We start from the raw sequence: 12,598 nt of genomic DNA, 5'->3' as shown, positions 1-12,598 counted from the left end.
CAGCCATAAGGCCCATGCCCGGCAGATCTCAGACAGAATGCGGAACAAATAGGCGCATGGCAGAGTCTGCAGGGATCAGCCCTTCACGGCACCGCTTGTCATGCCGCCCATAAAATGTCTGCTGAAAATACAGTAGATGATGAGCATTGGGATGATGGCAATAGTGGCGCCTGCGAACATGATGTTCCAGGCAGCCGTGCCGTCGCCGGCATTTTTCAGCATGTTTACGCCAACGGTCAGCGGGCGCAGCTTATCGTTGGTCATAGTAAATACCAGCGGAAGGATGTACTCATTCCAGCCCTGACGGAAGGAGAGGAGTGCGATCGTAGCCATAACCGGCTTTAACAGAGGAAGGATCACCATGTGGTAGATCTGGAAGAAGGAACAGCCGTCGATCTTCGCTGCCTCGTCCAGCTCCACAGGAAGGGAATTTACAAAGCCGCGGCAGAGGAAAATATAGGTTGCCTGGCCTGTTCCGGCGGAGATGAAGATAACGGAGAGCAGGCTCTTATTCATTTTCAGCTTTACTGCCAGTTCAAAAAGGGGACGCAGGGATACGGAGCCCACATTGATGAACATAAACATGACAAACAGGCTGTACAGCAGCTCCTTCCCATGGAATTTCCGGCGGGAAAATACATAGCCGGCCATGGTGGCATTTGCCAGGGAGATGAACATAACGCCCAGGGAGAGGAATACACTGTTTAAGGTGTAGGTTGCAAAATTGGCCTGCTTCCATGCGTCTATGTAGTTGGTAAATATCCATTTTTTGGGGAAGATGTTGGTTCCTCCTACAAGAAGCTCTGCATTTGCCTTAAAGGAGCCGAAAACGATGTAGCACACTGGGAAGATGATCAACAGCGCCAGTATCAGCATGAAGAGCCAGACCAGGCTTCTTAGGATCTTTGTTTTTGTGGAATAAACCGCATGACCTTTTTCCATTTAAAGCACCTCCTTTATACGACCTCGTCAAGCTTCCTGGATACGAACAGGTAGATCACTGTTACGATACCCACGACGATGGCGGCGACAACACTGAGTAAGGCTCCATAACCGATCTGAGCCTGAGTGGTTGAGTTGGCAGTTCCGAAGATCAGGTTGTAGATATACAGGAACATAACCATGGAGCGGTTTCCGGGGCCTCCCTTTGATAACACCATGATCGCCTCGTAATCCTTAAAGGCGCCTGTGATGGCAAGCATAAGAACAACCTTTAATACAGGGGAAAGCATAGGAAGGGTGATCTTAAAAAAGGTCTGCACGGCGTTGGCCCCATCGATCTTTGCAGATTCGTAGACGTCCTCCGATATGCTGTTCATACCTGTTGTGAAATACAGCATATAGTTTCCCAGGCCTCCCCAGATCGCCAGGATGGTAACTGCCACCATGACCCAGCTCTTTCCTGTGAGCCACTTGATAGGGGAGCTGATGAGATTTAAGTTCAGAAGGACCTCGTTCACAATGCCGTTCTTCGTAGCAAAGATGAAGGCGAAGATCATACCGGAGATGGAGGAGCTGATCACCGTGGGCATGAAGTAGATGCCCCGGAAAATATTGCTTCCCTTCATGCGTGCATTTAACAGCACTGCCAGGAGAAGGGCCAGGGGAATGATGAAGATCAGCTTATAGGCAGCATACTCAAAGGTATGGCCTACGCTTCCCCAGAAAGCCTTGTCGCTCAGCATTTTTGTGAAATTGCGTGTTCCCGTATAGGTGGCCGTGAATCCGTTGTAGTCATAGCATACGTAGCGGAAGATCCAGATAAAGGGATAGATGGAGCACACTGCAAGGAACAGGGTGGAAGGAAGCAGCATAAGAGCCGTCGCCAGGCTGTCTCTTGTGAACTTCTTTTTTTTCTTATCAGGTTTTGTAACCATAAAAGCCTCCTTTTTGGCATTATCAGACGGGAAAGGGGAACTTGTATTTCATGCCATACAGTTCCCCTTTGTGCCGCTTCCTTAGTTGTCTAAATAGGTCATAGTTCCCTGGCTGGGATGAAGCGGGTCATAATCAGAGATTACAAGGCGCTTTGTTGTCCCGGCTGCGATGTCGGCCTCCAAGGCCTCATTGTAACGGGTATTCAGATCTTCAATGGCTTCATCGATATCCACATAGCCCATAACGGCGTTCCACAGAACGATCCTGTAGTCATCGCCTGTCAGGTTGATAACAGGAGGCTTCGGATATACGGACTCATATTCAAGCAGGGAGAAATCTACCAGGCGTCCGATCTTTGTCTTGTCGATGGCCTTGTCCATATAGGTGCTGATGGGCAGGCAGTAGCCGGATTCCAGATAGCCCTTTAAGAAGTCCTCAGACTGGAAATACTGGATCACTTTCCATGCCAGATCCTTGTGCTCGGAGGTGGAGACGATACCATAGGCCTTGGCAGGAGTTGTCTGAAGCGCGCCCTTGATCTCTCCTGTTAAGGAAGGAACCTCTGCTACACCCCACTCAAAGGAGGTGATCGGAATCTGGTTGGTAAATACGGAAGCCTCCTGGGATGCATTGCTCCAGAGGGCAAATTCGCCTTCTGCAAAGAGGGCTCTCATATTGTCAACTCCCTGCTGGTCAGGATAAGCGATCTCCTCGCTCTGGAACCGCTGGCCTTTTTCCAGGATCTCTCTGTAGCCGCTGAAATCGTATTTACCATTGACATAGTCGTAATAGAAAATACCGGATACCTGAGCGGACATTTCCAGAAGACGTTCAAATGGAGAAGAGGAGGTAAAGCCGATGCCGTAATACTCTCCGCCGCTCTGCTCGGTGATGGTTTTTGCCATCTCGATGTAGGAATCCAGATCCTTCGGAACCTCGGTGTAGCCGTGCTTTTCCAGCAGATCCTTGTTGTACTCTACACGTACGCCGGAGCGCATGCCGCTGTATACAAAGTAAATGTTTCCGTTTCTTGTGTTCTCGCCTTCATAGGCATGCTCATAAGGCTCATTGACCTTTTGGAAGGTCTCGTCAGAATCAATATACTCATTTAATGGCATCAGGATGCCAGTATCAGCAAAGGTGTTGAGGGGCAGGCTGTTTGCGCCCACTACGTCAGGAGCTGTGCCGCCGTTGTAAGCCAGTGCCAGCATGTTCTTATAGTCCTCTGTGATAACAGTCAGGTTAATGAAAATGCCGTCCTCGTTGGATTGGTTGTACTTGTCGATCATGGCCTCCACATACTCAAGGTCATGTCTGTCCTCTGTCCATACCTCAATGGTGGTTGCGCCCTCCGGTGCTGCCGGCGCCTCCGCATTTGTCTCTCCTCCTGCCTGCTGGGCTTCGGTGGCCGGTGCTGCAGAGTCAGAGCTGGAGCCGCAGCCGGCTAATGATGCAGCCATGGCTGCTGCCAGCAGAATACTGGTAATTCTTCTTTTTTTCATGGTATCCTCCTTTTGTTACATTATTTTTGTGTCACTCATGTACCTTTCGTGTTTCAACCTTACCATTTTTTTGCATTTACAAGAAGGACATATTTCATTTACTATGTAACAAATTTTAAGAATCCGTCCCGTGCCTGCAGTCTTGACAGATATTGTAGGTTGCGCATATAATCGAACTACTTTTAAGGGATAACATGTAGAAAATAGACAGAAAGCAGGGAAAGGAGCGTATATGGAGCAGCCTATTATGCAGTTTAGCGCAGTTCTCGCAGATGACGAGATATCCATTTTAAAGGGACTTGAGGATGCGGTTGACTGGGCCGCATTGGGGATCAAGGTAGTATCCTTAGCCAGAAATGGAAAAGAGGCTCTTAATGCGATCATTGAGCATAAGCCGGATGTGGCTATTATCGATATTAAGATGCCGGAGATCAGCGGTCTGGAGGTCATCCAGAGGATACGGGACAGCGGCATTCAGACAGATTTCATCATTTTAAGCGGGTATGATGATTTTTCTTATGCAAAGGAAGCCATACGCTATGGGGCAAAGGCTTACCTGTTAAAACCTTTAAACAATCTGGAGCTTTACGATGAGATCTACCGCATCTGCCTGGAGCGGAGCAGGCATGGCAGGAGGAGCAACCGTTCCATGTATCAGGAAAAACTGAATCTGGATTTTTTTAATAAGCTGGTGGACAGTAAGATTTTAGAACCTGGCATTATCCGGGAGACCTTAAAGAGTACAGGGATCCATTTAAATGACAGTGCCTGCTATGTGTGCGCATTATTATGTGATCAGGACGGGAGCGGGGGTCAAAGCTTAGATGAAAGGGAGATACCCTTTGAGGCTGTCTTAGAGAAGCTGGACAAGGAATTTGCCCAGGAAAAGCATATTTTCTGGAAATACAATGAGCGTCAGATCATCGGGATATTCAATGTCTCCAGCATGATCCCCTTCCGGACAGCCATGAGGTGCCTGGAGGTTTTCCGCGATGCAGGGCTGCCCCTGCCGCTCATCGGGCTGGGAGATACGGTATCCAGCCTGATGGAATGCTCCTATTCCTATAACCGGGCAATGACGGCCATAACCTATCAGCTCTACGATGATTCCTCCCGCATTTTCACCTATGAGGCGATCTGCTCCACGCCGCCCACCATGAATCTGTCGGATATTGATTATCTGCCCCTTGTGCAGTATATCGTGAAAAAGGATTTTGAGGGCATACGTACATACTGCAGCGAATTCATAGACAAGGTCCTCTATGTCCAGATGCCGCCGCCAAACTATGTATTCAGCCTCTGCTATACCCTGTTTCACCGGATCGAGCAGGAATTTTCCTCTTTTTCCCACGAGGAGATCACAGAGATCGCCAGGGCCCAGGATCTGTATCAGTTTAAGCGGCTTCAGCAGATACGGGAATGGCTTGTAAATTCCTTCTGCCAGCTGTCGGAGTTCATTGACGCGGTGTACGGCTATGCTACGCCCAAATATGCCTCTGCCCAGAAGACAGCGTCCGAGGCCGAAGATGACATCATAAGGACAGCAAAGGAATTTATACACAGCAATATCACCAACCATATTAAGATCGAGGATATTGCGAGGCAGGTGCATCTAAGCCCCTCCTATTTTGCGATCTATTTTAAGAATAAGACCAACATTAATCTGAGGGATTACCTGCTGACCGAAAAAATGGAGTATGCCCGCAGGGCTCTTATGAATCCCAGCACCGCCATCAGCGATGTGGCCTATGCTGTGGGCTATGGGGATTACCGCTCTTTTTCACGCGCATTTAAAAATGTCCACGGCATCACACCCTCTGATTTTCAGGCGAAATACAGGTGAGTGCGATGGAAAGACGGATGCTTATCAAATATAAAAATCTTCCTCTCTTGTCGAAGATATGTATTATTATTTTTACCCTTACTCTGGCTACCAGCAGTATTATCATGCTGACCTTTATCGGATATTACAGCAGGAGCTCCTCGGAACGCCTGCTGCGCAATGCACAGACAGTCACAAGCAATGCGGTTAATACCCTTGAGGTAAATTTTAAAGATATCCTGGAGCATTTTGTCCGCACCTGCGGCACGGAAGAATTTGCTGCGGATATCAAAACCATGAACCAGCCGTCCTCCTCCTATGTGGTGGTGGAGCGCCTGATGCAGAACGAGCTGTCCGATCTGGCAAGGTGCAATTATATGGTCCATTCCTCCATGATGATAAAGGGGGACGGCTCTGCGGCCTATACCATGTATAAGAATCCGATGCAGAGAACCTTGGAGGATTTTATTGCTCTGGATGAGCTGGCAGCAGTGAAGGGGATCACCTGCCTTCCGCAGCGCTCCAGTCCTTTCCACAGCAGTGTCCCGGTCATACCGATCCTGTTTCCCGTGACTGTAAATGCAGCTGATTATGCGGAGGTGAAGCTGGACGGAACGGCCCCTGATCTCTATATTGCTATTCTTTTGGACTGTTCAAAGTTAAAAAGCAGCCTGGACTCTGCCAATGTAAAGCAGTCCCGCAGCGTATTTTACCTTCTGACACAGGATGGAATACCCTTAAATATCGGTACAGGCTGGGAGATTCCCCAGGTCTATGACAGAGGAAGCACAAAGGGACTCATCACCTCTCTTGTAAGCGGGAACCAAAAGTTTCTGGTGTCCATTAATTCGGATTCTTATCTCATTTTGGGTAAGCTGAACCACCTGAGGCTGGTGCTCTTAAATTATGTGGAGAGGGAGTCTATACAGACCATATTCGGCAACACAGGCATGATGCTGATCTTTGTGCTGCTGGTGGTGGTGTGTATCCTGCTGCTGCTGTCCATATTGATGACCCGCTATGTCACCAGGCCTGCGAAACGGCTGACAGAGATCATCAGACAGATCGAGAGGGACGAATATAAGGAGCGGCAGGACTTTGCCACCAGCGATGAGATGGGGCAGCTCTGCACGGCCATCAATACCATGTATGACACCATACAGCAGCAGATGGTGCGCATCAAGCAGGAGGAATCCGAAAAGCGCATGACGGAGATCAAAATGCTCACCGAGCAGATCAATCCCCATTTCCTTTACAATACCCTGGAGTGCATCCAGTCCGAGGTCATCCGGGGCGAGTCTCAGACTGCTGCCAGTATGATACAGTATCTGGCGGAATACCTGCGCATCGGCCTTTCCTACGGAGCGGATCTGATCACAGCCTCCAATGAGCTGCGCCATGCAAATGCCTACATCAAGCTGATGAACCAGCGCTTCCGCCAGTCCATCATTTTCATGTACCAGCTGTCTCCCAGGCTCAACGAAAAGCTGATATTAAAGACGATTCTTCAGCCGCTGGTGGAAAACTCCATCAAGCACGGCTTCGGCATTGATGCGCCGGGCATCCCCATTTCCGTTCCCACCATCGAGGTGAATTTTTCTGAGGAAGGAGAGCGGCTGGTGATCGAGGTGGCGGACAATGGCTGCGGCTTTGATGTAAAGGCGGCAGAGGGTATCATGTACGCCACCGACCCTGAGGAGACCCACCGCCATGTGGGGCTGCACAATATTTACCACAGGCTGATTTCCTACTATGGGAAGGAAAACGTGGATGTTGTCCTAAACTCTATTCCTTATTACCGGAGCACGATTACCATTAAGATACCGCTTATGGATCAGAAGAAAATATCATAAGGCAGAGCAGGAGGTTTGTCTGAGGCCTGAAAAGAGGAGCGCAAGCTCCTTTTTTCGTACCATAGGAAACTCCTCCGGGGCTATTTGCAATACCTGAATTCAGATCGTCTGCAGCGATGGAACTTTTACAGAAAAATATTAGAAAAGGTCACGTAATCAAAAGATTTTGTCCTGTCTGGAATCCGGAAAGTTTACTATAATGAGCACAAAACGAGAATAGGTCAGGAGGTTTCCATGAAGGATTATATCTGCAACAAGATCGGACCCAGGATACGGGGAGACGGAGGCTGGGTGGAATTTGTCTCTTATGAAGACGGGCAGCTTACCTTAAGATTCAGGGGAGAATGCTCCAAATGTGTGATTTTAGACAGGTGTATGGACTGGATCTGCCAGGAGGTAAAGCGGGATCTGGGGGAGGAGATCAGGATCAGGCCTCTGAGGGTCAAGCCTTTTTTCTGGGATAACTAAAGGGTATATTTGCAGACAGATAGGGAGGAATTATGGCTTTTGTTGAAGTAATCAGAAGAAGTATGCGTCCTGAGGAATGGACGGATCTGCGCTTTGCCTGGATCAAACGCAGCCTTATTAAGAAGAAATATGAGATAACAGACCTTTGGATCAGGGATGCCCGCCAGGTGGGGGAAAATGAGTATGAATACTGCTCGGATTACCGGCCCTTACGGCAGGGCGATATGTATTTCAGCCCTGACGGCACCGCCTTTATAAAGGGGCGGGGCGTTGTGCCGGAGGAGCTTCACGGTCAGGAGGTCTGGTTTACTCTTCACACAGCAGCAGAGATGATCGTAAAGATCAACGGCAGATATGCGGGAGGGATCGACCCCAACAGAGACCGCCTGCTGTTAAATCCCTGGTTAAAAGAGGGGAGTGGTGAGTTTGAGATCGAGATCGAGGGCTACAACCGTTCAAAGCCCGATGATGAGAGAAATCCGGATGCCATAGCCTCCAGAGGCTGCAGGCAGATATTTGAGGGAGCTTATATTGCAGTATTAAACAGAGAGCTGGTATCTCTGTTTTACGATCTGACAGTGCTCCTTGATATTGCAAAGTCCAGGAACTTTGACGAGGATTACAGGGAATTTTTAAACCGGGAGCTGAACCAGGCCTTAAATAAGATCGATTTTGACACCTGGGAGGGCGTGAAGGAGGCTTCAAGGTACATAGAGGAGCATATTTACCAGAACCGGGATTTCCGCTCCAGCGGCGATGTGGCCCTTGTGGGACATTCCCATCTGGATATTGCCTATTATTGGAGGCGTATCCATGTGGTACAGAAAAATGCCAGGACGATCCTCATTCAGATGCGCCTTATGGATCAGTACCCGGATTTCAAATATGCTCATACTCAGCCATATACCTATGAGCTTCTGTCAAAGCATTACCCTGAGCTGTTTGAGGAGCTGAAAGAAAAGATAAAGGAAGGGCGCTTTGAGCCGGTGGGCGCCATGTACGTGGAGCCGGACTGCAATATCCCCAGCGCGGAGAGCCTGATCCGCCAGTGCCTGTACGGACAGCATTATTACCGGGAGGCCTTCGGCATCACCGTAGACAATGCCTGGCTGCCGGATGTGTTCGGCAACAGCTGGATACTGCCTCAGATCTTAAAGAAGTCCGGGGTAAACTATTTTGTCTCTAATAAGATGTCCACCTGGAACGATACGAACCGCTTTCCGCACAACCATTTCCTGTGGAAGGGGATCGACGGCAGCCGCGTCTATGCCTGTGTGCCGCCCACCCATTTTATCACCTGGAACATGCCGAGCCAGATCAAAGAAAACTGGGACGCTTACCAGGAAAAGGAGACAGGCGGACAGACGCTGTCCATGTTCGGATATGGAGACGGCGGCAGCGGCGCCACAGAGGAGATGCTTGAGCTTATGCACCGCTTTGAACGCCTGAGCATTATGCCGAAGACGGAGCATATGAGGGCGGATGAGTTCCTTCACAGGAATCTGGAGGGAAATGAAGCTCTGGAGACCTGGGATGGGGAGCTGTACCTGGAAATGCACCGCGGCACATTTACAACAAAATCCAATCTCAAGGCGGTCAACAGGCGCTTGGAGTTTAAGCTTAGAAATGCAGAGCTTTTATCCGTGCTGCGCATGAGGGAGGGAAAGACTTATCCAAAGGAGGAGCTGAAGGCATGCTATAAAATGCTCCTGTTAAACCAGTTCCACGATATCCTGCCGGGAAGCCACATTAATCCTGTTTATGAGGATGCCATGAGGGATTATGAGGAGCTGGAAAAGCGTCTGGATGCTGTTATAGAGGAAAAGGGAGAGGTGTACTTTAATACCCTGAATAAAAAGAGGGAAGAGGTTACCTTTATCCCGGACAGCGACGGCCCGGTGGAGAGAAAGGGCGTGAAAGGATATTTTGCTTATCCGGCAATGGAGGCATTTTCTCAAAAGAGGCTGAAGATGCCGGAGCGCGGGGATGGCTCCTGGATAAAGGTAGTGAGGAGAGAGCCGGAGGACACCCGGCAGATCGTGGATACCCCCTGCTACCGCATCTGCTTTGAAGAGGATGGCTCCATGGACAGCCTGTTTGATAAGCGGACAGGCAGGGAATGGGCGGATGGAGCGTTCAACAAGCTCCGCCTCTACCAGGATACCCCTGGTATGTATGATGCATGGGACATTCTGCCGAATTATAGGGATGTGGAATATCCGTTTACGGTAAAGGAAGGGCTCCGCCTCTCCTATGCAGACGGCATTGTGGCAGAGCTTCGCGCCAGCCTGGCAACGCCGGGAGATAAGAGTGCCTGGGAGGTGGTGATCCGCCTGTTTAAGGAATCCCCTTATATTGAGGTGGAGCACATTGTGGACTGGGATGAAAAGCACCGCCTGGTAAAGGCAGAATTTTCCTGTAATGTTCTGTCCAGAGAACTCATATGCGATACCAGCGCGGGCTACATCAAGCGGGATACCCACAAAAATACCAGCTGGCAGAAGGCCAGATTTGAGGTGTGCTGCCATAAATGGTGCGACTTTGCAGAGGAGGATGGAGGCGTTGCCCTGATCAACGAGGGAAAATACGGTCTTGGGGCAGAGGAAAAAGGCATGTCCTTAAGCCTCCTGCGGGCCAATATCCGCCCGGATATCCAGTCCGATATCGGCCATCATGATTTCTGCTATGTGATCCTTCCACATATGGGAAATATGGTAGAGGCAGGCATCAATGACAAGGCTCTTGCCTACAATGTGCCATTGGTAAGATCAGAGATAAAGGCGCCTGGCTGGGACTTTGGCCCGCTGTATCTTCAGGCCGTGAAGCTGTCTGAGGACGGAAAGCAGGTGGTATTCCGGTTAAGCGAGCAGGATGGACGCAGGGGAGAGATCGGGCTTCCCTTTAGGGCAGCAGCCTTAAATATGCTGGAGGATATGGAGGAGGGAGCGGAAGGCAGTTCTGACAGGCTCTCTTACCATCCCTTTGAGCTTCTTACCATAGGGGTTGCTTTGGATGAGTTTTTGAAGGCATAAGGAGTATTGGGGAGAAAAAGGATAGGAGACAGTGAGATTGAAGAAGACAGAAATCTGTATTGACAGGGAATTTCGGACAGGAGAAGTGGATGAGAGGATTTTCGGGTCTTTTATCGAGCATCTGGGACGGGCTGTGTACGGCGGTATTTACCAGCCCGGAAGCCCTCTGGCCGATGAGGAGGGCTTCCGAAGGGATACTCTTGCGTTCATACGCGAGATCGGAGTGCCTCTGGTACGCTATCCGGGAGGAAATTTTGTATCGGCCTATCATTGGGAGGATGGAGTGGGCCCGGCTCATTTGCGGCCAAAGCGCCTGGATCTGGCCTGGTCTGTGATCGAGACAAACCAGTTTGGCCTGAACGAGTTCATGAACTGGGCAAAGAAGGCGGGGACCAGCCCCATGATGGCAGTGAATCTGGGAACCAGGGGAGCAGAGGAGGCCAAAGACCTGATCGAATACTGCAATGTGCCCGGAGGCTCCTATTATAGTGACCTAAGGCGCAGTCATGGGTATGAAAAGCCCCATGATATCAAGCTGTGGTGCCTGGGAAATGAAATGGACGGGCCCTGGCAGACAGGCCACAAGACGGCAGATGAATACGGAAGGCTTGCCCAGGAGACAGGCCGTATCATGAAGATGGTGGATCCGGAGATCGAGCTGGTGGCCTGCGGAAGCTCCAATATGGGTATGGCGACCTTTGGCTCCTGGGAGGAAACTGTGCTGGATCACTGCTATGACGAGGTGGATTATCTCTCCCTGCATACCTACTACGGCAATGGGGAGAACAATACAGCGGATTTTTTGGCATCCTCTGTAAATATGGATGCATTTATTTCTTCTGTTGTGTCCATCTGCGATGCAGTGCGGGCAAAGAGGCGTGCGAAAAAGAAGATCCATCTGTCCTTTGACGAGTGGAACGTGTGGTATCACTCCAAAGAGCAGGATAAGAAAATCCCCAGGTGGAGCCAGGCTCCCCATCAGCTGGAGGATATTTACAACCTTGAGGATGCCCTGCTAGTGGGAAGCATGCTCATTACCCTTCTGCGCCATGCTGACAGAGTAAAGATTGCCTGCCTGGCCCAGCTGGTAAATGTCATTGCGCCCATTATGACAGACGGTCAGGGCGCCTGGGCCCAGACCATCTTTTACCCTTACATGCATGCCAGCCGTATGGGCCGGGGCACCGTGCTCCAGACCATCGTAAAGACCCCGGTCTATGAAAGCCGCTACGGAGACGCCCCCTATGTGGATGCAGTAGTGACTGAGAACAAAAGGGAGGGAACGCTTACTCTTTTTACAGTAAATAAGAATTTGGAAGAAGACATGGAACTATCCATGGATCTGCGGCAGTATGAGGGTTATCATGTGACAAAGCACATTATCCTGACCCATGATGACTTGAAGGCAGTGAACACCAGAGAGAGGCCTCAGGAGGTAGCTCCGAGAGAGGGCGGACGCTCTCAGGTTTCCGATGGATATCTGAAGGGAATTCTGCCTGCCAGAAGCTGGAATGTGATACGGATGGAGAAATGGAAATAGAAGAAAGAGCAGTGAGATTGGAAAGCGGCTAGAACCTTTGTGTTTTGGCCGCTTTTTTAGCAGTTATGATAGGTTTTATGAGGATAGTATTGACAGATACCCCCATAGGGTATATAATAACCCCAGAAGACCGATAGGAATAGATGGAAATGGAAAGGCAGGTGTGTTTATGGGAATGGAAGAGGAGAAAGGATGCTGCTGCCATAAGACAAAGGAGCGGACAGCAGAGGAATATAAGGATCTGATCCATCGGCTGAACAGGATCGAAGGACAGATACGGGGGATTAAGGGTATGGTTGAGCGGGATGCTTACTGTACAGATATCCTGACTCAGGTTTCCGCAGTGACAGCGGCGCTTAACAGCTTCAACAAGGTACTCCTGGCAAATCATATCAGAACCTGCGTTGCCACGGATATCCGGGAGGGAAAGGATGATACTATAGATGAGCTGGTTGTCACGCTCCAGAAGCTGATGAGATAATAGGCATCGCACGTAAGCGGTC

General features: G+C 49.9%; 9 protein-coding genes. 6 read left to right on the top strand and 3 right to left on the bottom strand.

The annotated features are described in order from the left end of the window. Positions 1-75 precede the first annotated feature (75 nt). From LIZ87_RS09635 to LIZ87_RS09625, 3 genes are all read right to left on the bottom strand, one after another. Positions 76-942 carry a carbohydrate ABC transporter permease gene (locus LIZ87_RS09635; protein WP_178315985.1) on the bottom strand — a complete coding sequence of 289 codons (867 nt, stop codon included), beginning with the start codon at positions 940-942 and terminating at the stop codon, positions 76-78. Positions 943-956: 14 nt separating this feature from the next. Continuing rightward, entirely contained in the window at positions 957-1,877 is a 921-nt protein-coding gene (locus LIZ87_RS09630) for a carbohydrate ABC transporter permease (protein WP_178315986.1), read from the bottom strand. Between the two features lie 81 nt (positions 1,878-1,958). Beyond that, positions 1,959-3,380: an ABC transporter substrate-binding protein gene (locus tag LIZ87_RS09625; protein WP_227146632.1), complete on the bottom strand. Its 1,422-nt coding sequence runs from the start codon at positions 3,378-3,380 to the stop codon at positions 1,959-1,961. Between the two features lie 232 nt (positions 3,381-3,612). On the opposite strand from LIZ87_RS09625, the gene LIZ87_RS09620 reads away from it, so the two are divergent. From LIZ87_RS09620 to LIZ87_RS09595, 6 genes are all read left to right on the top strand, one after another. After that, positions 3,613-5,223, top strand: coding sequence for a response regulator transcription factor (locus LIZ87_RS09620; RefSeq protein ID WP_227146630.1), 1,611 nt, complete (start codon positions 3,613-3,615; stop codon positions 5,221-5,223). A gap of 47 nt (positions 5,224-5,270) precedes the next feature. Then, entirely contained in the window at positions 5,271-7,055 is a 1,785-nt protein-coding gene (locus LIZ87_RS09615; protein WP_227146628.1) for a sensor histidine kinase, read from the top strand. Between the two features lie 234 nt (positions 7,056-7,289). Then, complete coding sequence (locus tag LIZ87_RS09610; RefSeq protein WP_178315990.1) at positions 7,290-7,523, top strand: NifU family protein; 234 nt, start codon at positions 7,290-7,292, stop codon at positions 7,521-7,523. A 32-nt stretch (positions 7,524-7,555) separates the two neighbouring features. Further along, entirely contained in the window at positions 7,556-10,555 is a 3,000-nt protein-coding gene (locus LIZ87_RS09605; RefSeq protein WP_227146626.1) for an alpha-mannosidase, read from the top strand. 37 nt (positions 10,556-10,592) lie between these two features. After that, positions 10,593-12,095, top strand: a complete 1,503-nt coding sequence (gene arfA, locus LIZ87_RS09600; RefSeq protein ID WP_227146624.1) for an arabinosylfuranosidase ArfA — start codon at positions 10,593-10,595, stop codon at positions 12,093-12,095. A 175-nt stretch (positions 12,096-12,270) separates the two neighbouring features. Next, entirely contained in the window at positions 12,271-12,576 is a 306-nt protein-coding gene (locus LIZ87_RS09595; protein ID WP_227146660.1) for a metal-sensing transcriptional repressor, read from the top strand. Positions 12,577-12,598 lie beyond the last annotated feature (22 nt).

This window comes from Lacrimispora sp. 210928-DFI.3.58, from assembly GCF_020554865.1.
Classification (GTDB): Bacteria; Bacillota; Clostridia; order Lachnospirales; family Lachnospiraceae; genus Enterocloster.
The sequence above is the reverse complement of the archived record's forward strand: the minus strand, read 5'-3'. Positions and strand labels throughout refer to the sequence as shown.

Excerpts from the sequence above, each read along its gene's own strand:
- LIZ87_RS09630 (WP_178315986.1), bottom strand. The coding sequence starts at position 1,877 with ATGGTTACAAAACCTGATAAGAAAAAAAAGAAGTTCACAAGAGACAGC.
- LIZ87_RS09625 (WP_227146632.1), bottom strand. The coding sequence starts at position 3,380 with ATGAAAAAAAGAAGAATTACCAGTATTCTGCTGGCAGCAGCCATGGCT.
- LIZ87_RS09635 (WP_178315985.1), bottom strand. The coding sequence starts at position 942 with ATGGAAAAAGGTCATGCGGTTTATTCCACAAAAACAAAGATCCTAAGA.
- LIZ87_RS09620 (WP_227146630.1), top strand. The coding sequence starts at position 3,613 with ATGGAGCAGCCTATTATGCAGTTTAGCGCAGTTCTCGCAGATGACGAG.
- LIZ87_RS09610 (WP_178315990.1), top strand. The coding sequence starts at position 7,290 with ATGAAGGATTATATCTGCAACAAGATCGGACCCAGGATACGGGGAGAC.
- LIZ87_RS09595 (WP_227146660.1), top strand. The coding sequence starts at position 12,271 with ATGGAAGAGGAGAAAGGATGCTGCTGCCATAAGACAAAGGAGCGGACA.
- LIZ87_RS09605 (WP_227146626.1), top strand. The coding sequence starts at position 7,556 with ATGGCTTTTGTTGAAGTAATCAGAAGAAGTATGCGTCCTGAGGAATGG.